Raw genomic sequence first — 21559 nt, 5'->3', positions numbered from 1 at the left:
GGCCGGTTCCGCGGGCCGGGACGGCCGCGCGAGGCGCGCCGCGGGCCCGTCGGCCCCGTCCGCCCCACCGCGCCGGATGCGGCGGGGCGGGCGGACAGGGCCTGGGGAAACCAGCCGGAGGGCAGGAGGTGTCGAGGTGTTACGGAGCGGACTTGACGGTGATCTTGCCGTCGATGATCTCCTGCTTCGCCTTGTCCACGGCGGCGATGACGTCCTTCATCTTGGTGAAGGCCGGGTTGGACAGGGACAGGCCGACGCCGTCCTTGTCGAGGCCGTAGCGGATCTCACCGGACTGCGGCTTGCCGTCCTGGACCGACTTGATCAGGTTGAAGACCGAGTCCTCGACGTCCTTGGTGACCGAGGTCAGGATGGACTCCTTGTAGTTGGCGAGCCCCGCCTGGTTGTACTGGTCGGAGTCGACGCCGATGTTCCACTTGCCGGCCTTGGAAGCGGCCTCGATCGCGCCCGAACCGGCCAGACCGGCCGCCGAGTAGATCACGTCGGCCTTCTTGTCGAGCTGGCCCTGGGCGGCGGCCTTGCCGAGGTCGGGCTTGGAGAAGCCCTCGAAGTTCGGGGGCTGCGTGAGGTACTGCGGGAGCACGGTCACCGACGGGTCGGTGTCCTTGACGCCCTGGACGTAACCGGCCTCGAACTTCTTGATCAGCGGGGTCTCGACGCCGCCGATGAAGCCGACCGTCTTCGTCTTGGTGACCTTCGCGGCGGCGACGCCGGCGAGGTAGGAGCCCTGCTCCTCGTTGAAGACGATGTTCGCGATGTTCTTCGCGGTCACCGAGGCGTCGTCGATGATGCCGAAGGTGGTCTTCGGGAACTTCGGCGCGACCTTCTTGATGGCGGGCGCGTAGGCGAAGCCGACGCCGATCACCGGGTTGTTGCCGGACCGCGCCAGCTCGGTGAGGCGCTGGACCTTGTCCGCGTCCCCCTCGCCGTCGGACGGCTCGGCCTCGGTGCCCGAGACGCCGAGGTCCTTGTTGGCCTTGGAGAGGCCCGCGTAGGCGGCGTCGTTGAACGACTGGTCGCCGCGGCCACCGATGTCGTAGGCGATCGCGGCCTTCTTGTCGGAGTCGGAACCGGCGTCCGACGACGTCTTTCCGCTACAGGCGGTGGCGCTGAGTGCGAGTGCCGCGGACGCGACGCCCACAGTGGCAATCCTGGTGATCCGGCGCAAGGGAAGGCTCCTTCAAACCTGACCGAAGCGCCTCTTCCGGCGCTGGTTTCGCGGCGATCGTAACGCGCGTAGATGTCAGATAAGAGCACGTACGGAAGCCGTTATCGGATCGTCGCGAACAGAAGGTGTCGCGTCCGTCCATAGATGGTCTACGAACAGATCGTGAAGTCCGGTCGGCAGATCATGGACCACGGTCACCGGATCACGAGGAGCAGCCGGCCAGGAGCGCCGCCGCGGTGAACAGCTCGACGCCCACGGTGATGGCCTCCTCGTCCACGTCGAAGTTGCCGCGGTGCAGGTCGAGGCCGCGCGTATCGCCCGGCGTGCGCACACCGAGGCGGGCCATCGCGCCCGGCACCCGCTCCAGGTACCAGGAGAAGTCCTCCCCGCCCAGGCTCTGCTCGGTGTCCTCGATCGCGTACGAACCGCGACGCTCGGTCATCGCGGCGTCCAGCAGGCCGATGCTCTCCGCGTCGTTCACGACGGGCGGCACTCCGCGCACGTAGTTGATCACGGTCTTCGCCCGATGCATTCCGGCCACCTCGTCGATGGCGGCGTGCACCAGGTCGGGAGCGTCCCGCCATGCCTCCAGGTTCAGGCAGCGGACCGTGCCGGACAGCTCCGCGTGCTGCGGGATGACGTTGGGCGCGTGCCCCGTCTCCAGCCGCCCCCAGGTCAGCGCGAGCCCGGAGCGGGCGTCCACCCGGCGGGCCAGCAGCGCGGGCACGTCGACCGCGACCCGGGCGGCGGCGGTGACCAGGTCGGTGGTCAGGTGCGGCCGGGCGGTGTGGCCGCCGGGCCCGTCCAGCGAGATCTCCAGCCGGTCGCAGGCGGAGGTGATGGCGCCGATCCGCAGGCCGATCCGCCCGACGTCGACCTTCGGGTCGCAGTGCACCCCGACGATCCGCCCGACGCCCTCCAGCACACCGGACTCGATCGCGTCGAGCGCGCCGCCCGGCAGCACCTCCTCGGCCGGCTGGAAGATCAGCCGCACGGCGTTCGGCAGGAGGCCCTGCCGGTCGAGCGCGGCCAGCACGAGCCCGGCGCCCAGCACCGTGGTGGTGTGCACGTCGTGGCCGCAGGCGTGCGCCCGGTCCGGCACGGTGGAGCGGTACTCCACGCCCGCCTTGGTGTCCGGGATGGGCAGCGCGTCGATGTCCGCGCGCAGCGCCAGCATCGGCGTCACGCCGTCCCACTCCCCCACGTCGCACATCAGCCCCGTGCCGACGTCGAGCACGCGGGGCCGCAGCCCGGCCCTCTCCAGCCGGTCCTTGATGGCCGCGGTGGTGCGGAACTCCTGGTTGCCCAGCTCGGGGTGCATGTGCAGATCGCGGCGGAAGGCGATCAGCTCGTCCCGGAGCTCGTCGCCGAGCCTGCCGGGCAGCGCACCTCCCCCGGGCTTGTCGGCCAGGTCTTCGGGGCGGGAGGCGCGGGACTTCAACTGGTTCACCTGGTGAAGGGTAGGCCCCTTCACCCCCCAACTGGCCACAGATCAACAAAACTTCAGCCGCTCAGGGGAACAAAATAGCGTGCCCGGAGTGTGACGGAGCGTGGTGCTGGGTATAACTGCACGCTTTGCCGGAGTCCGTCCCGCCGCGCCGCAGCGCGGCCGGACGGTTCGCCGGGGCGGGTCAGGTGGCCGTGGACGGCAGGCGCCGCACCCCCCGGGCGGTCTCCGTGACCCCGCTCAGGAAGCCGTGGGCGCGCGGGGAGGCCGAGGTGCGCAGCCATTCCGGCGCGATGTCGCAGACGGCGACCTGCACACCGGTGCCGGCCAGGGCCAGCGGCAGGGTGTGGACGACCGTGGACGGGAAGCTCACGATCGTGCGGCCGATGGGGCCGCGCCGGGCGATGAGCTCCAGGGGCAGGTCCGGCCGGACGATCTCCAGCCCGGTGGCGGCCTCCAGGGCGTGGAGCTTCTCGGCCGATTCGCGGCGGTGGGCGAAGTAGCGGGTGGCGCCGTGGGCGCGGGCCAGCCGTGCGACCGCCTGCTGGTACGGGACCGGGTCCACGACGCCCGTCTCCACCAGGGAGGTGCCCACCAGGTCGGCGCCCCTGCCGACGCTCGGCGGGCCGAAGCGGGCGCGGGTCCAGGCGAAGGCGTTCGCGGTGACGGTGATGCCGGACGGGGCGTCGACGGGCATCGCGGTGAAGACCTCGACCGTGTGGCCGGCGTGCGGCCTGAAGCGGCGGCGGGCGGTGGCCGTGACCGGGGCCAGCAGCAGTTCGCGCGGCCCCGTGCGGCCCCGGCGGTGCCAGCGCGTCAGCCGCTCGCCCCGGGCCAGTTGGGCGGTGAACTCCATGGTGGCGGTGCCGTCGTCGACCACGGTGAGGCGGTCGGCCCGGACCAGGGTGAGCAGCAGCTGCACGTACCGCGAGAACGGGTCGCCGATCACGATGTGGTCGGCGCGCCGGACCAGTCCCGCCAGGGCGCGCAGGGCCTTGAGAGGCGCGCCGGACCCGCCGCGCGCCTCCTGCCAGCGGACGGTGACGCCCTCGTCGCGGGCCAGTTCCGCCATCCGGCGCAGCTGGCCGCGCGACATCGGGTCGACCGGGGGGAGGACGACGACCGTGGTGGCGGCCGGGGCCTCTCCCCTCATGGCGTGGGTCCACTCCAGGACGTTCAGGAGCTGGACCGGGCTCTCGACGAAGGCGAGGTTCACCGTTCGGCGCTCAGACCGCGACCGGCTCGGGGGCCGGGGCGTTCTCGGTCTCGGCGACGACGCCCGCGACGCGGCGGAGCTTCTTCATCGGGCCCAGCTCGGACGCGTAGACCTTCTTGACGCCGTCGCCGAGGGACTGCTCGATGGTGCGGATGTCGCGGACCAGCCGGGCCAGGCCCTGCGGTTCGACGGAGGCGGCCTGGTCGGAGCCCCACATCGCGCGGTCCAGGGTGATGTGGCGCTCGACGAACGCGGCGCCGAGCGCGACGGCGGCCAGCGTGGTCTGGAGGCCCGTCTCGTGGCCGCTGTAGCCGATCGGGACGTTCGGGTACTCCTGCTGGAGGGTGTTGATGACGCGCAGGTTCAGCTCGTCGGCCTTGGCCGGGTACGTCGAAGTGGCGTGGCAGAGGAGGATGTTGTCGCTGCCCAGGACCTCGACGGCGTGCCGGATCTGCTTCGGCGTCGACATGCCGGTGGAGAGGATCACCGTACGGCCGGTGGCGCGCAGGGCGCGCAGCAGTTCGTCGTCGGTGAGGGAGGCGGAGGCGACCTTGTGCGCGGGGACGTCGAACTTCTCCAGGAAGGCGACGGCCTCGGTGTCCCACGGGGAGGCGAACCAGTCGACGCCGCGCTCGGCGCAGTGCTCGGAGATGGCGCGGTACTCGTCCTCGCCGAACTCGACGCGGTGGCGGTAGTCGATGTAGGTCATGCGGCCCCAGGGGGTGTCGCGCTCGATGTCCCACTGGTCGCGCGGGGTGCAGATCTCCGGGGTGCGCTTCTGGAACTTGACGGCGTCGCAGCCGGCTTCGGCGGCGGCGTCGATCAGCGCGAGGGCGTTGCCGAGGTCGCCGTTGTGGTTGATGCCGATCTCGCCCGTGATGTAGACGGGGTTGCCGGGTCCGGCGGTGCGGGTGCCGAACGTGCGCAGGCGGGAGGTGTTCATGGTGGTGCGTCCTTACGTGGTGGGAACAGCGGGGGCCGAGGTGTCGGGGGTGGTGGTGAGGGTGGGGCCCAGCAGCCAGGCCGCGATCTCGCGGATGGCGCCGTAGCCGCCGGGGGTGGTCGTGACGGCGCGCGCCGCGGCGCGTACCGAGTCGTGGGCGCCGGCGACGGCGACGGGCCAGCCGGCGAGCGAGAAGCAGGGCAGGTCGTTGACGTCGTTGCCGACGTAGAGCACCCGGTCGGGCGCGATGGACTGCTCGTCGCACCACTGCTTCAGGGCCTCGTCCTTGCGGTCGACGCCGTGCAGGACGGGGACGCGGAGCTTGCGGGCGCGGGCGGCGACGACCGGGTTCCGCTCGGTGGAGAGGATGAGCAGCGGCAGGCCGGCCCTGCGCAGGGCGGCGATGCCGAGTCCGTCGCCCCGGTGCACCGCGACGGTCTCGCGGCCCTCGGAGTCGATCATGACCCGGTCGTCGGTCTGGGTGCCGTCGAAGTCCAGGACGACCGCGTCCACGTCCGCGAGGGAGGGCAGCGGCGACGGGTCCAGGAGCGGGGCGAGCGCGCGGGCGCGGGCCAGGTCGTGCGGGTCGTCGATCTCCAGCACCCGGGCCGGGTCGGTCGGCACCAGGGCGGTGTGGCCGAAGAAGCGGTGGCGGTGGGTGCGGAAGCCGGTCGCGTCCATGGCGTACGCGGCGCCGGTCTCCAGGTGGTCCTGGGGCCGGTCCTGGCGGCGGGGGCGTACGGCCCTGTCGTGGTTGACGCCGTACGTTCCCTCCTCGACGGCCTGTCCGTCGCGCCAGAGGAAGCCGTGGAACGGGGCGACGGTGACGGCCGTGTCCGCCCCGCCGCGGACCACCGCCCCGGCGACGCCGTCGATGTCCTCGCGGGAGACGAACGGGCTGGTGCACTGGACGAGCAGGACGACGTCGACGCTGCGGGCGCGCTCGGCCTCGTAGGCGTCCAGGGCGTGCAGGACGGCGGCCTCGCTGGTCGCGGTGTCGCCCGCGATGGCGGCGGGGCGCTCGACGCAGTGCAGCCGGTGGGCGGCGCCGAGGTGCGCGGCGGCGGTGCGGGCGGCCTCGGCGATGGCCGGGTCGTCGGTGGTGACGGCGACTTCGGTGACCTCGGGTGCGCCGAGCGCGGCGCGCACCGCGCGGGCGATCAGGGGCAGGCCGCCGACCTCGGCGAGGTTCTTGGCGGGGACGCCCTTGGATCCGCCGCGGGCGGGGATCACGGCGAGGACGGTCGGGGGCATGGGGGCTCCTGTCGGGGTGGTCACAGCTCGCCCATCCGGCGGATGACGGGCGCGACGCGCTGGACGCCGTGCCGGTAGGCGCCGCGCGCCGCGTTGCGGACGGTCTCGCGTACGGCGCCGCGGACCCGGCCGGGCTCCTGGGGCGCGGCGGCGCGGGCCGCCGGTGTGCCGTCGGGGGCCAGGTGGTGGCGGGCCAGGATGCCGGGGAGGTAGCCGGGGGCGGTGGCGGGCGTGTAGTAGGGGGCCGGGGGCGGCAGCCGGTCCTCGTCGAGGAGGGCGGCGACCCGGGCGCGGGCGGTGTCGTAGGCGGTGGCGTACGAGCCGTCGGCGGCGACGCCCTGGCCGGCCAGCCACGCTCCGTCGGGCCGCGGGCGGTGGCCGCCGTCGAGCCGGTCCCAGGAGGTGAGGAGGCCGGAGCCGACGAAGTGGTGGTTGCCGAGCGCCTCGCGGACGCCGAGGTCGGTGAGGACGGCGGTCGGGATGCGGCGGTGCAGGGACTCCAGGGCCGCCGTCGAGGAGACGGTGACCAGCAGGTCGGTGCGGTCCAGGACCTCGCCCATGTGCCCGTACACCAGGCGGAAGTTGGGCGGCGGCACGCCGGGCAGCCGCTGCGCGAGGCGCTGGTAGGGCAGTTCCTCGACGTGCGTGGTGTGCTCGCCGGGCCTGGAGCGCAGCTTGAGCAGCACCTCGCGGCGCGGGTGCAGCCGGGCGTGCTCGACGAGCCGGCGCAGCAGGTAGGCGCGGTCGGCGCGGGAGGCCGGTACGGAGGGCTGGGCGGCGAAGACCACGGTGTCGCGGCCGTTTTCGGGGCGGTGGGGCGCGCCGCCGAGGAAGGGCAGCGCGGCCTCGGTGACGGCCGACGCGTCCGCGCCGACGCCTTCGTACACCGCGCGGAAACGCTCCGCGTCGTGGCGGGAGTTGGCGAGGACGACGTCGGCGCCGTGGCGCAGCAGGAGACCGTCGGCGAGCTTCTCGTAGACGACTCCGACGTATCCGGTGACGACGACGGGTCGGCGGGGCAGGTCCAGGGCGGCGAGGCCGTGCAGCATCGCCTGGACGCCGCCGCCGACGAGGGCGAGGACCAGGACGTCGTACGCCTCGGCGCGCACGGTGTGCAGGAACTCGACGGCGGTCACCTCGCGGACCCGGTCGGCGGCGATCCCGACCTCGCCGACCTCCGCGAGCTGGCGGGGCGTCGGGGTGGCCCGGCCGCGCAGCAGCAGTCCGCTGATCTCGACGGGGCGGGCGCCCCGGCCGTCCGGACCGGCGGTCAGGCGGCGCGCGGTGAGCGCGCCCCATTTCCACCGGGTGTCGGAGTCGGCGAGAACGGCGACCCGGAGTGCCGGGCGGGGCGCGGCGGGGACTTCGGCCGGTTCGGCCTCATTGCTGATACGTGGGGGCACGTCCTAGAAGTTAGGAAGGCATTTCGATGTGCGGCCCAACGCGGCTGCAACAAATGGTTAACAGCGCGCCGACGGTGGGGGAATCGGCAGGCCAGGGTGGTCGACTCGCTTTTCATTCAGACTGATTCATCGTTCGGACATTCACCGTTCACTCGCCATACTTTCCCGGGACGAGGAAAACGCCGCGTCCGCGTCTAGCGTGATGCGGGTGGTCAAGCTCTCCGTCATCGTGCCGTTCTACAACGTGCGGACATACGCGCCCGACACCCTCAGAAGCCTGCGGGCCAACGCCCGGGAGGACTTCGAGTTCATCCTCGTCGACGACTGTTCGACCGACGGGACGGCCGACGTCCTGCGCCGCGCACGGGAGGACCTTCCCGGTGCGGTCGTGATCGGACACGAGCGCAACGGCGGTCTCGCGACGGCCCGGAACAGCGGTCTGTCCGCGGCGAACGGGGAGTATCTGACCTTCCTCGACGGCGACGACTGGCTGGCCCCCGGCTACTTCGAGGAGCTGGTGGCCGCCGCCGAACGGCTCCGGTGCGACTTCCTGCGCACCGACCACGTGCAGGTGACCGGGCGGACGCGGACGGTGCACCGGGTGCCGCACGGGCTGCGCGGCACCGTGCTCAGCCCGCGTTCGGTGATCCTTCCGGCGGACCGCACCACCTCGGTGGACTATCCGTACGCGTGGGCCGGCGTCTACCACCGGCGGCTGCTGGACCGCGGTCTGCTGCATTTCACCGACGGGCTGCGCACGGCCGAGGACCGGCCGTGGATCTGGCGGCTGCACCGGGAGGCGGAGAGTTTCGCAGCGGTGGGCCTGCTCGGTGTCTTCTACCGGCGCGGAGTCGCTTCGTCGCTGACCCAGATCGGCGATGTCCGGCAACTCGATTTCATCCGGGCATTCGACCAGGTCATAGATGAGACGGCCAAGGACGAGGACGCCGATATCCTGCTGCCGAAAGCCATCCGCACCTATTGCGCGGTCATGGCCCACCATCTGGATTCCGGGCGTTTCGAGCCGGCTGTGGCACGGACGCTGCGCTCGATGAGCGCGGGTGCGCTGCGCAGGCTGCCGCCGGACCTCCTCGACGAGACCCTCCGATCGCTGGGCGACCGGCGCGCGGCCCTGCTGCGGCGGGTGCGCCGCCGGCCCGCCGGAGCCGAATCCGCCCCCGCCGTCCCCGCCGCCTCCGGAGCCTCCGCCTGATGTCCACGACCGGTTCCACCCAGCTCTTCTTCGCGGCCTCGCAGTACGCCGCCGCCACCGTGACGGCCGCGATCCGGGCGGGCATGTTCGGGCCGCGCGACGAGCACCGCCGCCTGCTGATCGTCAGCGACACCTCACCGGCCCCGGAGGTGGGGACGCCGCTCGACAGGATGGCCGGATTCGCCGGGCTGCGGCCGGAGTTCGACGAGGTGCTGTCCTGGAACGCGTTCATCCGGCCCTTCCACCCGGCGGGCTGGTTCCCGCGCGAGCAGGACACCCTCCTGTGGGAGCGGTACCTGCGGCTGGCGTGGGGGCTGGGCGACGGCCCGGTGGAGATCGCCTGCGAGTCGATCCAGGCCAACCCCTCCAACGCGGTCGCCAAGATCTTCGGCGAGAGCCCCGTCCACGTCTACGCCGACGGGCTCATGAGTTACGGCCCCACCCGCAGCAAGATCGATCCGCTGATCGGCACCCGGGTGCGGCGGCTGCTCCACCTGGACCTGGTGCCGGGGCTGCGGCCCCTGCTGCTGACCGAGTTCGGCGTCGAGCCGGAGGTCGTGCCGACGGACGGGTTTCTGAAGGTGCTCGGCGAGCTGGCCGAGGAGGCGGCCGACCGCCTCACCACCACCGAGTCGGCCGCGCTGCTGCTGGGCCAGTACCTCTCCGCCATCGACGTCCTCACCGCCGAGGAGGAGCAGGAGCTGCACCTGCGGATGCTGCGCGGCGCGGTGGCCCTCGGCCACGAGCGGGTGGTCTTCAAGCCGCACCCCGCGGCCCCGGAGAGCTGGTCGCGAGCCCTGGAGCAGGAGGCCGAACGGCTCGGCGCGGAACTGACCGTGCTGGACAGCCCGGTGATCGCCGAGGTCGTCTACGAGCGGATGCGCCCGGCGCTGGTCGTCGGCGCGTTCTCCACGGCGCTGCTGACCGCCGCCGCCTTCTACGGCATCCCCGTGGCGCGGGTGGGCACGGAGGACCTGCTGGCGGGGCTGACCCCGTACCAGAACAGCAACCGCGTCCCGGTCACGGTCGTGGACGCCCTGCTGCCGCCGCTGGAGGACGCCGCGGCCGTGACGGCGTGGACGATGCCGGACGCCGGGCAGGTCCGCCGGGAGCTCTCGGGGCTGGTCACCGCCGTGGGCTTCGCGATGCAGCCGAAGATCTACCCGGAGCTGCGCCCGGCCGCCGAGGCGTACCTCGCCCGCCACCCGTCCCCGGCGGCCTCGCCGTACTTCCGTCGCCGCCGCCTGACCGCGCTCGGCCTGCCGGGGGCCCTGCCCTCGCAACTCGACTTCATCCCGCGCAACGCGGCGGTCCGCCGGATCGCCAGGCGGGCCGTCACCTGGAAGCGCGTGGCCGGCGGACGGCTGCCCCTCGTGCGCGGCACCCGCGACTGATCCCCGGGGGACCCCGACGTGACCAGTCCGCCGACCTCGCCGGCTTCCGGGTGGCCCGGCTCCGCCCGGCGTACTGGGCGGCGATCGCCCTCGTCTCGGCGGCGGCGGTGCTGCTGCCCGAGCGCACCTGGTGCACCGCTACGGCAGCGATCCCATGCTGTGGGGCGGCATCCCGGACAGCTCGGTCTCCTTTGCTGGTTCGGGTCTCTTCCGTAGGTGTTCGGGACAGTTTCGTAGGTGTTCGGGACAGTTTCGTGGTGTTCGGGACAGTGCGAAGCCCCGCCCGTGCGCTTCTGGGGCAGCACTCGGGTGGGGCTCGCTTCCCTCACCGCACCGTGCCGACAGTGCGGCCGGCGACTACGGCCGATCACATCGCTCCGCTCAGTCGAGGAGGAATGAACGATATCCAGAATCTGCGCCCGGCCTGCGGGCCGTGCAACTACAGCAGAGTCAACGGAACGGCCTATTATAACGGGAGTGGGGGCTTATTCTCGTTTCTCAGCAAGAAGAGATAGATACCGTTCTCCGTCCAGCCGACCGGAGCCGAATCGGAACACGAAAGGCTGACTCTGGTCGTGCCCGGCACGCCTAGGAAGAAAGCTTCACAGCCATCGCTAAGGCCCGTCGGGGTACACAGAGCAACCCTGGTCGCCACCTTGCCTGACAGCCTCTGAGATGGGCGCACACGGGCGGCACAGGAAGCCCCCGACGCAACCAGCGTCGGGGGCTTTTCTTCATGCCCTCCCGTGAACGAGGAAAGGCCCCTGCCAGAGACCGGGGCGGAACTGGCAGGGGCGTAGTCCCTCACCATGCGATGGGTGGTCACACGGCACCCCGTAGGGGCGGACCGGGGCGAGAGCCTGAACACGTCAGCTCAGACGGAGACACGTCCTGTCTCCTGCTCAAGGCTTGTCCGGTCGGGGGACATCTGGCCTGCCCCCGCCGTGCGGCATCGCCGTGCGCGCGGGAGGGGCAGGGGCCTGGTTATTCGGCACGCACCACCATGGCGAATGACGTACAGATACGCCTGAAGGCTTTGTGTCCACTGCGGCCGGTGTGACTCATGCATTCGACGTCGACTGACTCTGGCTTCGTCGACGGCTCCGCCTTCCACTTGCCCCACAAGCACTCGGCTTCGAACGTGACCTCTGTGTCCGGGTGCTGCGTTATCCGGTGCTGCATGAACCGCAGGAGAGACCGAGTCACCTGGGCCGCCGCGTCCAGTGCGGATGGTTTCTGATCTCCACATCGGCATCCGTTGCCGCAGACAGGTTTCCCCTATCCCTGTCCGCCTGCCGTTGCACAGCCAGCGCCTCACAGACACCACACCCCGAAGCAGGCTTCGGGAGTGGAGGGGGAAGCATCAGGTGTACCGGTCCCGACATACTCGTCTGCCTTTCGGTCATGCCGTACGCCTTCCCGTCGCGTCCCCCTGGGCCAACATGATGCACCGACCAGACGGCCAAGGCCCACATTATTTGCGTTGTCGGGTAAAGGCGCTCGCCCAGTCGTCAAGGAGCGACCGGCAAGCTTCTCCGAAGACGGCATGGGATTCATACCTTTCAAAATCCTCTCGATACGTGCTCACGTCCCGATGATCCCGCAGGATGAGTGCCCCTGTATGGGTTTCCACTTGGACCATGCGCCGGTCATACACGGTGAAGACGCTTAGTGGAGTTTCCGACACGGGGCCAACGATATCGAGAGGGATTACGCCTAGTCGTACGTTCGGAATGCGGGAGACAGAAACTAGGCGATCGAGCTGCATAGCCATGGCGATCGGTGAGGCTAGAGGCCACCGTACAGCCTGCTCTGTCAGCAGGAATGTGAAGTGCTTCGACGGGTCCATAAGGATCTGCTGACGCTCTAGCTTTTTGGCCACGGTCCTGGACATGTCACCGGAGTTCCGCGAGAGGCTTGCCCGCACGTAATCAGGAGTCGCCAGGAGACCGGTAATCATCGTCGGCAGGAAGAACCGAAACTCGGCCGTGACGACTTCAAGGCGGGCCAGCTCGTTCTGCTTCTTGTCCAGGCCCCGGCGTTGGGAAGCCCAATCATCCTGCCACTCTGTATTAGCCGCACGAGCAAGGGCAAGCATTTGCGTGGCGACGGGACCATCCGCCCCGAGGGCATCGACGATTAGTTCGACATCAACAATGGTGGGAGTGAGTTTTCTGGCCTCGATGTTGCTGATTTTGGTCTGTGACATATTGGCGCGCTGAGCGAGCCGGGTTTGCGTGAGCCCGGCTCGCTTGCGTTCGCTGCGTAGTGCTTGCGCTAGGTCTGATCTCGACTGGCCTAGCGACTCGGGTTCGAACGTCACCCCTTCACGTACTCCAGGAACGGCATCGACTCGGCCAAGGCGATTCGCTGATATCCGAGGAACGGATTAATGTCCCCTGCGAATACCTCACGGCTGGTCTGCGTACCGTCCGGCTCGTAGTTCATCAGCACGACTTCAGACCGGTCGAACATCCAGAAATCCTGCACCCCTTCAAGAGGGTTGCGGCGTCCCGTGACATCCATGATGCGGATTTCTTCGCCGGCCCACGCATGAGGCTGGTAGTACATGAACTCATAGCGCAGGTAGTCCGACAGAGGACGAGTAACGATGTGAACGCGCCCCTTACTCTTCCCCTCCCCCCGCAGCCGCTTGAGATCATCGGTGTACTCGTTTGAATAGGCGTGAGGATCGATACGCTCCCCAGCGAGGAAATCCCTTATCTCTTCGGCTTCCTGCGGAACGCGATACTCGGGCAAGGTTTCCAGCCTCCACGCCTCACGCTGGAAAGTCTCGAACCGACCCGCCCACTCCTCACCATCCAAGAGCACGGAAAGCCTCCCTCAACGTCTCCTCTGGGATCTCCACAAGTCCTTCTCCGTCCGGGGCGGAGAATGCCCCGGAGACGTCGCCCTGAACGACGAACGAGCCGGACACGGTCCGATAAACGTTGGGGCAATCGTTCTTGTTGCAGTTGCCGTTTCCGTTGCCGGTAAGCCGGGTCAGTTCCTCGCGCGCCATGCTGAAACCCCCTTGTGCGTGGCCCCTGTTGGGGCCCTCGGGGATGACGTTACGGATCTCTGATCCATGGGTCTACGCGGCAACGCCAATATTCGCGTAGTCGGGTAACCGGCGGATGGACGGCTTCAGGACGTCTCGGGGCTACTCACGGCCTTCACTGCGAGTGGCCGCCGCTTCCGCCTACTCGGGGTGCTGGTAAGCGCAGAGAACGGGGTGGCCCTGGGAGGAGCCTGGGGCTCCTTCGCGGGCCCCTCGGGCAGGCCGAGGTTCGCAGTGCCTCTTGCTGCTCCTGGAGGCTCATGCGGGCGAACAGGGCCGCAGCATCGTCAAGGTGAGACACCCCAGCCCCCTACGCGCTCGCCAGGGACAGCTTGGCTGCGAACCCCAGGAAGAGCACCCCGGCGGCCGTGGTGGCCCCCGCGCTGAGCGTCTTCCGCCGCCGGAACAGGGCAGCCAGACGAGACCCGCCAAAGATGAGCACAGACAGGTACAACCCGCTTGCCAGCTGGAGGAGTACGCCCAGGGTCACGAACCCGACGACCGGGTTGGACTCTGACACGAACTGCACGAAGAAGGAAATGAGGAAGAGGATCGCCTTCGGGTTGACCAGGCTGACCACCAGCGCCCGGCGGTAGGGGTGTTCCATCGCGGCGCGCGTGCCGGGAGCCTCAGCCGCCTCCGCCAACTCGGCGGTACGCCGGTGCCGTTCGCGCCACAGCGAGACGGCGGTCCGCAGCATGCCGATCGCCAGCCAGGTCAGATAGCCGGCGCCCGCGTACTTGACGACGGCGAAGAGCAGCGGAGAGGTCTGGAGCAGTGACGCGGCGCCGAGCGCGGACAGCGTCATCAGGACGGTGTCCCCGGTCCACACGCCGGCTGCGGCCGTGTATCCGCCGCGTACGCCGCGCCTGGCCGCGACGGAGAGCACGTAGAGCGAGTTCGGGCCGGGCAGCAGAACGATCAGCGCGAGGCCGGCGAGATAGGTCGGAAGGTCGGTGACACCCAGCATGGGCGGAGTCTCGCACGTCTGTGCGGCGGGTGAGAACGCCGTCTCACGAAGGCCCGTACGACGGGGGTCAAGGCCGCGTTCCGGCCGGTCGACCCGGCAGGGACTGGACGCGCCGCCGCCGTCCGGAACAGGATGCGGCAAGGGGGCGGGGTGGGGCGGGCAGCCGCCCCTCGACGCACCGGACGGCGGGCGAGCCAGGGGGACGAGGATGGCGGACAGGAACAGCGGGCACGACGACCGGGCGGCGGGCACCGCGCGGCGGCCGGGAGGGGCGGACGACGGCAGGTGCGAGGGAACGCCCCATCCGGGAAGGGGAGTTCCGGGCCCCGGTCCACGTACGGGCTCGGGCCCCGGTCCGCGTACGGGTTCCGGCCCCCGCGCGCGTACGGGCTCGGGCCCCGGTGCGGGCCCGTCCCTGCGGGTGGCGGCCGTCTCCGCACTCGCGGTGGCCGCCCTGGTGACCGGATGCGAGCCCGTCGCCGTCCAGGGGGCCGGGTCCAAAGCCGCCTCGCCGCCGCACTCGCCCCCGCCCGCCGCCCGTACCGCATCCGCCGCCGCACCCGCGCCGCCGCCCACGACATCGGCCCCGGCCGACGCCGACGACGCCAAGCCGGGTGGCGAGCCGTCCGCCGCTCCGTCCGCGACCGGCGGCGGGACGACGGACGAACCGCCCGAGCCCGGCCCCCGCACCGCGCCGGCGGAGCGGGTGCTGCTGCGGCCCGGCTCGCACAGTGCCCACGTCCGCGCATTGCAGGCCCGGTTGCGCCAGACCGGATACTTCGGCCGCAACCCGACCGGTTTCTACGGCGACGTCACGGCCGGAGCCGTCCGCGCCTTCCAGACGGACCGGGGCCTGCCCGCGACGGGCAGCACCGACCTCACCACCTGGCGGGCCCTGCTGTCCGCGACCCGCGCGCCGACGCCGGACGAGCTGGACCCGCCGACCGAACGGCCGGTGGCCGCGCCGGACGAGCGGTGCCTGACGGGCCGGGTGCTGTGCATCAGCAAGCGGAGCCGGACGCTGGCCTGGATGATCGACGGACGCGTCGTCTCCGCGATGGACGTCCGCTTCGGCTCCCAGTACACGCCGACCCGCGAGGGCGTGTTCGCGGTGTACTGGAAGTCCCGGCACCACGTCTCGACGCTCTACGACACCCCGATGCCGTACGCCCTGTTCTTCAGCGGCGGCCAGGCCGTCCACTTCTCGGCCGACTTCGCGGCCAACGGCTACGGCGGCGCGTCGCACGGCTGCGTCAACGTCCGGGACGAGAAGAAGATCGCGGCGCTGTTCGCGCAGGTGCGGAAGGACGACAAGGTCGTCGTCTACCGGTGAGCCGGAACGGTGCGAAGGAGGCGCGGGCGGGACCGGGGGAACGTGTCCCGCCCGCGCCGATGCGCTGAGCCGAAGGTACGGGGGGAACCCCGGCTCGTCGCGCGGCCGATGACCAGTCGGCTCACTCACTACTGCGCCCGGCCGCCGAAAAACGTCACACCTTCACGGCCCGATCCGCCTTCGGAGCGAAAAGACGCAGGTCAGCAAGTTTTCGCGAGGCCGGCGCACGGCGGGCCCACAAGCGAGCCGGCGTCACCGGGCGGCATGGAGAGAAAGGAGACAGGCGGCAGCGAACCGCCCTCGTTCCCACCGGGTCCGCCGGGTCCGCCGGGTCCGGGATCGCCGTCGCCGCCTCCGTGGTCGCCACCGTCCCCGGCGCCGCCGAGGAGCCGGGAGCAGAAGCGCTCCAGATCGTCCTCACCCTTGGCGAGCTCCCGCAGCCGGCGCCGGTCCCGGCCGTCGAGGGTGCCGCCGTGAAGGGCCTTGCACGCCTTGAGGGACTTCTCGTACCAGTTCTCCGACGAACCCTGGCCCCAGCCGTCCTCGTGCTCCTCGCGCTCGGTGGAGTCGTCCGGGGCGTCCTCGTCGCCGCCGCCGTCCGCGCGGCCACCGCCGTCGGTGCCGTCGTCGTCGGCGTCCGGCCGGTCGGTCGGTCCGGGCGGGTCTCCGGCCTGCTGCGACGGGCCGGGCTGCCGGCGCTCGGGCGGGATGGAGGGCGGGGCGGGCTCGTCGGGCGGGGTCGGCCGGAGCGAGGCGGACGGGTCGTCGGCCGGCCGCCCGGTGACCAGCGGCTCGGGGCTCCCGGCCGCCGATACGGAGGCGGCGGGCGCGGGCGCGCTCCGGCCGGCGAACGGCCCGGCGAGGATCCCCGTACCCGTGGCGACGGCGACTCCGCCCAGCGCGCAGCCCGCCAGGGAGACGACCAGGCCGAAACGGACCGGGCGGCTCCAGCGCGGGCGGCGGGGCGGCTCCGCGGGCGCGGAGCCGATCCGCACCGAAGGCAGCGCCCCGGGCCGGGCGGTCTGGGCGGCGGTGTCGCGCCCGGCGGTCCGGTCGGCGGAACCGGCGCGGGCCGCCTGCCGGAATGCAGCCAACGCCCTTTCCTCGCCCGGGAGTTCACCGCCGGAGGGACGGCCGGTCGCGCGGGCCGCGTCGAGCGCGCGGGCGAGCCGGAGGGCATCGCCGCGGGCGCGGGCGCCGAGGGGTACGACCGGCTCGCCGCGGAGCAGTCTCTCCGCCGCGTCCTTGTCAAGCCACTCGTCGTGCTCGTCGGCCATCACATGTCCCTCTGCGTCCACGGTCGTGATTGCGTCACACCGGGAGTGACCCCGGCGGGCGCCGCCGGGCCGGGCCGCACGGGCCGCTGAGCCGGTACGGCGCGCAACTCCGCTCCGGCTCCCGCCTCCTGACCTGCGTCGCTCCCGGCATCGTGGTCGGGACAGCCGTCGGGCGGGAGCGCGCCGTGGGCGCGGACCGGGTCCGGGTGCTCCGGCCCGAGGATTTCGGCCAGCCGCTTGAGGCCGCGGTGCGCGGCGGTCCGTACGGCGCCGGGCCGCTTGCCGAGGGTCTGTGCCGCGCTCTTCGCGTCCAGGCCGACGACCACCCGCAGCACCACCGCCTCGGCCTGGTCCTGCGGCAGCTGGGCGATGAGGGACAGGGTGCGGTCGGTGTCCAGGGCCTCCATGGCGTCGCCCGCGGTGTCGGACTCGGCGGGCCTGCCGGTCAGTTCGCTCTCGTCGCCGCCGATGGCGGGGCGGCGGCTGCGCATCCGCAGATGGTCCAGCGAGCGGTTGCGCGCGATCCGCGCCGCCCAGCCCCGGAACCGGTCGGCGTCACCGCTGAACCGGTCGAGGTCACGGGCTATCTGCAACCACGCCTCGGAGGCCACGTCCTCGGCGTCCGGGTCTCCCACCAGCGTCCGTATGTAGCCCAGCAGCCGTGGCTGAACCGCGCGGTACACAGAACGGAAGGCGCCCTCGTCCCCGTCCTGCGCCGCGAGCACCGCGGCGGTCAGCTCCGCGTCGTCCCCCAGCACTCCCCAACCCGCCCTGCTGTCCTCAAACGCAGCTGGTCACCACTGCCGCGCCACTCTGCACGAATCAGCACGCTACGTGCTCGGCGGGGGCCGCGTCCATGTCTTGTACAACTCGCAACAATTCCCGGTCCGCCGGGCGGTGTGACAGAAAACGCGGTGGCGGCGCTGAGATGAGTACGGGGTCGTGCTGCGACCCCGTGGAAGACGGCCGGGGCCTCTCCTGTGGGGGGTGGCGGCCCCGGTCGTCGCTCCAACATTTAGCCTCCTGACCTGCGGTTTAGTGGGCCCCTTATCCCCTCCGTGACCAACGCGCCAACGAGTTCCTTTCACAGGGCCGCGTGACCGGCAGAAATTGCCTCCGTGACCAACGGCGTGACCAACGCGTCGGACGGTCACCCGATGCGCCCCAGGCCGATGCGCTGCGCGGTCCCCGACGCGAGCTTCCGAGCCCCCTCCACCCGGCGCTTGCCGTACTGGGACATCGTGTAGCCCGGCGAGTGGTGCCTCACGTTCGCCGAGACCTCAACCGCAACGACTCCCCCGCGGACATCGCCCGCGCGCACGAGCTGTCGCAGTTCGCGCACGCCACCGTCTTCACCGGCCTGTTCTTCCGCAAGGAGATCGCCGCGTACTACGAGGACCACGGTCTGGAGATGCCCTACGAGGACACCGCCCGGCGCAAGATCATGCCCGAGCAGGCTGAGCAGCGCATCCTCGACGCCTTCGAGAAGGACGCCTCCTGGGGTCCGCTGTTCCGCAAGACGAGCTGCGGGGGTGGCGTACGCGCACGGGGAGGCCGACTACAACGGGCACTTCGGCATCCGCGAGCTGTGTGACATCTGCCCGCCCGAGCGGATCGAGCGGTGTGAGAAGGCATGGGTCAAGCCCGAGTGGGCCTTGACCCCGAATCCTGAACACGGGTTATGCGGCTCGTGCCGGCGTAGTTGGTGTGCGGTGGTAGGCGTTCTCGAAGGCGATTGGTGATCGTTGCCCGAGGTGGGAGTGTCGGCGTCGGGTGTTGTAGCGGTTGAGCCGTCGGAAGGCGTCGAGGCGGGCCTCACGCTCGTTCGGCCAGCTCTTTCGTCCTTGCAGGGTCTCGCGTTTGAAGGTCGCGTCGAAGGACTCGGCGAGTGCGTTGTCCGTGCTGGACCCGACCGCGCTCATGCTCCTCCGCACCCCTGCTGACCTGCAGGCTTCGGCGAAGGCCCTGCTTGTGTACTGAGCTCCGTGGTCGGTGTGCATGATCGATCCTGCCAGGCTGCCGCGGGTGCGGACCGCTGCGGCCAGTGCGTCGGTCACCAGGTCGGTTCGCATGTGGTCGGCGATCGCCCAGCCGGCGAGACGGCGGGAGGCAAGGTCGATGACGGCCGCCAGGTAGCAGAACTTCCCGCCCTCGAGGGGCAGGTAGGTGATGTCGCCGACGTACTTCGTGTTCGGAGCCGTGGCGGTGAAGTCGCGGCCGATCAGGTCCTGCGCCTTGGCCGCCACTGGGTCGGCGACGGTGGTGCGGTGCCGGCGGCGCAACCGGACCCCTTTCGATGCCGAACGCCCGCATGATCCTGGCGACGCGCTTGTGGTTGAGTGCCTCTCCGCTCGTCCCGCGGAGTTCGGCAGTGATTATCGGGGCTCCGTACGTGCCGTCCGAGTCCTGGTGCACCGCCCGTATCAGGGCGGCCAGCCTCGCGTCGGCCGCCTGCCGGGCGGCCCGGTCCGCAGCTGTCCGGCGCCAGTAGTAGAAGCTCGAGCGGCTGATGCCGAGGATGCGGCACAGCCGCTTCACGCCGTAGCGGCGGTGGAGATCGGCGACACACTGGAAGCGGTTCACCAGCGCGTCTCCCCGGCGAAATACTTTGCCGCTTTGCGGAGGATCTCGCGTTCCTCCTCCAGCTCACGGACCTTCTTCCGCAAGGCCGCGTTCTCAGCCTCCAGCGGTCGGCGGCTGGGCCGGTTCCTGCGTCCGGCGTCCCCGCGGACGGCTTACTCCTGCGGCCCTCACCCAGTTCCGCAGCGTCTCCGGATTGATCCCCAGATCAGCGGCGACCGACCTGATCGTCGCTTCGGGCCGCGACTCGTACAGCGCGACCGCGTCCGCCTTGAACTCCGGCGGGTAGTTCTTCATGACCACCAGATGTCCGTTCTCAGATCCTCAGGATCCAGTGTCTCGTGTGTCCAACATCAGGGGTCAAGGCCCGTCATCCTCGTTGACCCTGAAGGCCAGGCAGGATCCATCCCCCTCCGGACCCGGCCCCGCAGGAGCGTCACCCGTCCACCCGATCGGGGGAATACGGTTGAGTGCTCCCGAAGCGCCAATGCCCGCCGGGCTACGTTCGTCAGGAAGACCGGCAGCAGCACCCTTCACACTCAAGGAGCACGACCATGGGCGCGTACAAGGAGAGGGCCATGAGCCTGTTCATGCGGCTCGACAAGAACCACGACGGCAACATCGATCCGGCCGACCTGGGAATCCTCGCAAGGGGCACGGGTGACCAGCGGTCGGACCTGGCCCGGAGCACCGGGCAGTTGGTCCAGGGCTTCATCCAGGACGCCGACCGGAACAAGGACAGCAGGGCGAGCCTGGATGAACTGGCCGCCTGCGTGGACAAGTCGATGGCCGGGACGACTCCCGAGACCCTTCCCACGTACGTCCGCGATTTCGCCTCCACGCTGTTCGTCGTCATGGACACCGACAAGTCCGGCAAGGTCGACAAGGCCGACTTCGAGGCGTACCTGAAGGCCCAGGGGGCCAGCGTCGACGTCGCCGGCCGCGAGTTCGAGATGCTCGACCGCGACCACGACGGATTCCTCACTCGCGACGACATCCAGGTGGCGGCTCACGCCTTCTTCACCGCCCCGGACGGGGCCCCGGCGTTCTGGCTCCTCGCTGCCGTTCCCGCGTAGGGCGCGACCGCGTGACGGGGCCCTGAAGGACCTTCGCCTACCCGTGCGGCATTCGGTTCGCAGGGGTCCTCTCCCTGCCAACCGCAGGACCGCACCGGCGGCGAACGCGAGGACGGGCACGAGGTGCGCGGCTGGCATTTCGGCGGCCTTCCGGACGAGGCGGTCCGGCAGCGGCGCCGATCGCTGCCGGACCCCGGCCGCCAGCCCCTCCAACCGCTCAGTGCCTGGCTCGCCGAGTTGTAGACGCGCCAGCGGGTCATCGCGATTTCCGAGCGTGCTCAGAGCCATTCGTTGATCGCGGCCACCACGACGACGGCCTCGAACCGCACGGCGAGCTTCTCGAACCGCATCGCCACGGCCCTGTTGCGCTTGAGCCGCCGCACTCCACCGCGTGGCGTGCCTTGTAGTCCTCACCGTCGAACGCAGGCGGGCGCCCGCCCGAGCGGCCCCGCCGCACGCGATTGCGGACCTGGTTGGCTGGCTCCGCGATCGCGCAGCGGATACCCCGCCTGCGCAGGTAGGCGCGGTTGGCGGCCGACGAGTACGCCTTGTCGGCCCGCACCCGCACCGGAGTCCGCCTTGGCCTCCCCGGGCCCAGCCGCGGCACCCGGATCGTCTCCAGGACCGGCACGAACTGCCGACTGTCGCCGCGCTGTCCCGCTGTCACCAGCAACGACAGCGGCTTCTGGCCCTGCTCGCACGCCAGATGAATCTTCGTGCCGAATCCGCCCCGCGATCGGCCCAGCCCATGGTCGTCCGGCTCGCGCACCATTCCGCCGGGCGGCTCCTTCTGCCCGGCCCCGTCCCGGCGTGCACCGGCCGCGTGCTGGTGAGCCCGGCAGACCGTGGAGTCGACACTCACCTCCCACACGATCCCGCCGCATCCGCCCGCGCCTGCAACAACGTCAGCACCCGCGCCCACACACCTTCGCGCTGCCAGCGCCGGAACAACCCGTACACGGTCTGCCAAGGCCCTTACCCGGGCGGGAGGTCACGCCACGGAGCGCCCGTCCGCACCCGCCACCGAACCCCATCAACCAACCGCCGCCGGTTCCCCGACCTTGCGACGCACACCCGCCGCAGGCAACACCGACTCCAACACCGTCCACTGCTCGTCCGAAAGATCCCCACGCCCCACACCGCGATCATCACGGTTCCGCGACAACGCCGGGACCCGAACCCAAAACACGGCCTACTGATCTTTTA

At 70.8% G+C, this 21559-nt stretch carries 17 protein-coding genes and 2 pseudogenes; 5 read left to right on the top strand and 14 right to left on the bottom strand.

What is annotated here, in order from left to right; genetic code table 11:
- Positions 1-139 precede the first annotated feature (139 nt).
- From EES43_RS18685 to EES43_RS18660, 6 genes are all read right to left on the bottom strand, one after another.
- Positions 140-1186, bottom strand: coding sequence for a BMP family lipoprotein (locus EES43_RS18685; protein WP_124269752.1), 1047 nt, complete (start codon positions 1184-1186; stop codon positions 140-142).
- A gap of 202 nt (positions 1187-1388) precedes the next feature.
- Entirely contained in the window at positions 1389-2627 is a 1239-nt protein-coding gene (locus EES43_RS18680; RefSeq protein ID WP_124272055.1) for an amidohydrolase, read from the bottom strand.
- Positions 2628-2817: 190 nt separating this feature from the next.
- The gene (locus EES43_RS18675; protein ID WP_124269751.1) at positions 2818-3849 is read right to left on the bottom strand and encodes a hypothetical protein; all 1032 of its coding nucleotides are present in this window, start codon (positions 3847-3849) and stop codon (positions 2818-2820) included.
- 10 nt (positions 3850-3859) lie between these two features.
- Complete coding sequence (locus EES43_RS18670) at positions 3860-4792, bottom strand: N-acetylneuraminate synthase family protein (RefSeq protein ID WP_124269750.1); 933 nt, start codon at positions 4790-4792, stop codon at positions 3860-3862.
- Between the two features lie 12 nt (positions 4793-4804).
- Positions 4805-6046 carry an acylneuraminate cytidylyltransferase gene (locus EES43_RS18665; RefSeq protein WP_124269749.1) on the bottom strand — a complete coding sequence of 414 codons (1242 nt, stop codon included), beginning with the start codon at positions 6044-6046 and terminating at the stop codon, positions 4805-4807.
- Positions 6047-6066: 20 nt separating this feature from the next.
- Entirely contained in the window at positions 6067-7449 is a 1383-nt protein-coding gene (locus EES43_RS18660) for a DUF6716 putative glycosyltransferase (RefSeq protein ID WP_124269748.1), read from the bottom strand.
- 202 nt (positions 7450-7651) lie between these two features.
- Between EES43_RS18660 and EES43_RS18655 the strand changes: the two genes are divergently transcribed.
- Both EES43_RS18655 and EES43_RS18650 read left to right on the top strand, forming a co-directional pair.
- A complete protein-coding gene (locus EES43_RS18655; RefSeq protein WP_206430078.1) occupies positions 7652-8662 on the top strand; it encodes a glycosyltransferase family 2 protein in 1011 nt (336 codons plus the stop codon).
- Positions 8662-10056 carry a polysialyltransferase family glycosyltransferase gene (locus EES43_RS18650; RefSeq protein WP_124269746.1) on the top strand — a complete coding sequence of 465 codons (1395 nt, stop codon included), beginning with the start codon at positions 8662-8664 and terminating at the stop codon, positions 10054-10056. The genes EES43_RS18655 and EES43_RS18650 overlap by 1 nt, the downstream gene beginning before the upstream one ends.
- A gap of 1474 nt (positions 10057-11530) precedes the next feature.
- Here EES43_RS18650 and EES43_RS18630 read toward each other — a convergent pair.
- The 4 genes from EES43_RS18630 to leuE form a co-directional block, all read right to left on the bottom strand.
- Positions 11531-12379 (bottom strand): helix-turn-helix domain-containing protein, encoded by an 849-nt coding sequence (locus EES43_RS18630; RefSeq protein WP_124269743.1) that lies wholly within the window; start codon positions 12377-12379, stop codon positions 11531-11533.
- Positions 12376-12888, bottom strand: a complete 513-nt coding sequence (locus EES43_RS18625; RefSeq protein WP_124269742.1) for a DUF6879 family protein — start codon at positions 12886-12888, stop codon at positions 12376-12378. The genes EES43_RS18630 and EES43_RS18625 overlap by 4 nt, the downstream gene beginning before the upstream one ends.
- The gene (locus EES43_RS18620) at positions 12872-13078 is read right to left on the bottom strand and encodes a hypothetical protein (RefSeq protein WP_124269741.1); all 207 of its coding nucleotides are present in this window, start codon (positions 13076-13078) and stop codon (positions 12872-12874) included. The genes EES43_RS18625 and EES43_RS18620 overlap by 17 nt, the downstream gene beginning before the upstream one ends.
- A 349-nt stretch (positions 13079-13427) precedes the next feature.
- Complete coding sequence (gene leuE, locus EES43_RS18610; RefSeq protein WP_124269740.1) at positions 13428-14087, bottom strand: leucine efflux protein LeuE; 660 nt, start codon at positions 14085-14087, stop codon at positions 13428-13430.
- A gap of 421 nt (positions 14088-14508) precedes the next feature.
- Between leuE and EES43_RS18605 the strand changes: the two genes are divergently transcribed.
- Positions 14509-15420 carry a L,D-transpeptidase family protein gene (locus EES43_RS18605; RefSeq protein ID WP_346774297.1) on the top strand — a complete coding sequence of 304 codons (912 nt, stop codon included), beginning with the start codon at positions 14509-14511 and terminating at the stop codon, positions 15418-15420.
- A 200-nt stretch (positions 15421-15620) separates the two neighbouring features.
- On the opposite strand, the gene EES43_RS18600 is transcribed toward EES43_RS18605, so the two are convergent.
- Both EES43_RS18600 and EES43_RS18595 read right to left on the bottom strand, forming a co-directional pair.
- Positions 15621-16718: a hypothetical protein gene (locus tag EES43_RS18600; RefSeq protein WP_124269738.1), complete on the bottom strand. Its 1098-nt coding sequence runs from the start codon at positions 16716-16718 to the stop codon at positions 15621-15623.
- Positions 16697-17455: an RNA polymerase sigma factor gene (locus EES43_RS18595; RefSeq protein WP_124269737.1), complete on the bottom strand. Its 759-nt coding sequence runs from the start codon at positions 17453-17455 to the stop codon at positions 16697-16699. The genes EES43_RS18600 and EES43_RS18595 overlap by 22 nt, the downstream gene beginning before the upstream one ends.
- A gap of 497 nt (positions 17456-17952) precedes the next feature.
- On the opposite strand from EES43_RS18595, the gene EES43_RS18590 reads away from it, so the two are divergent.
- On the top strand, positions 17953-18291 hold the full coding sequence (locus EES43_RS18590) for a hypothetical protein (protein ID WP_241192470.1): 339 nt from the start codon (positions 17953-17955) through the stop codon (positions 18289-18291).
- Between the two features lie 85 nt (positions 18292-18376).
- Here the strand turns inward: EES43_RS18590 and EES43_RS18585 are convergent.
- A pseudogene (locus tag EES43_RS18585) lies at positions 18377-19580 on the bottom strand (IS3 family transposase).
- Between the two features lie 251 nt (positions 19581-19831).
- Here EES43_RS18585 and EES43_RS18575 point away from each other — a divergent pair.
- On the top strand, positions 19832-20353 hold the full coding sequence (locus tag EES43_RS18575; RefSeq protein WP_124269735.1) for an EF-hand domain-containing protein: 522 nt from the start codon (positions 19832-19834) through the stop codon (positions 20351-20353).
- Positions 20354-20631: 278 nt separating this feature from the next.
- Here the strand turns inward: EES43_RS18575 and EES43_RS18570 are convergent.
- Positions 20632-21491 (bottom strand): annotated as a pseudogene (locus EES43_RS18570) (IS5 family transposase).
- Between the last annotated feature and the right edge of the window lie 68 nt (positions 21492-21559).

This window comes from Streptomyces sp. ADI96-02 (assembly GCF_003846185.1).
Classification (GTDB): Bacteria; Actinomycetota; Actinomycetes; order Streptomycetales; family Streptomycetaceae; genus Streptomyces.
The sequence above is the reverse complement of the archived record's forward strand: the minus strand, read 5'-3'. Positions and strand labels throughout refer to the sequence as shown.

Excerpts from the sequence above, each read along its gene's own strand:
- EES43_RS18620 (WP_124269741.1), bottom strand. The coding sequence starts at position 13,078 with ATGGCGCGCGAGGAACTGACCCGGCTTACCGGCAACGGAAACGGCAAC.
- EES43_RS18650 (WP_124269746.1), top strand. The coding sequence starts at position 8,662 with ATGTCCACGACCGGTTCCACCCAGCTCTTCTTCGCGGCCTCGCAGTAC.
- leuE (WP_124269740.1), bottom strand. The coding sequence starts at position 14,087 with ATGCTGGGTGTCACCGACCTTCCGACCTATCTCGCCGGCCTCGCGCTG.
- EES43_RS18575 (WP_124269735.1), top strand. The coding sequence starts at position 19,832 with ATGGGCGCGTACAAGGAGAGGGCCATGAGCCTGTTCATGCGGCTCGAC.
- EES43_RS18670 (WP_124269750.1), bottom strand. The coding sequence starts at position 4,792 with ATGAACACCTCCCGCCTGCGCACGTTCGGCACCCGCACCGCCGGACCC.
- EES43_RS18665 (WP_124269749.1), bottom strand. The coding sequence starts at position 6,046 with ATGCCCCCGACCGTCCTCGCCGTGATCCCCGCCCGCGGCGGATCCAAG.
- EES43_RS18655 (WP_206430078.1), top strand. The coding sequence starts at position 7,652 with ATGCGGGTGGTCAAGCTCTCCGTCATCGTGCCGTTCTACAACGTGCGG.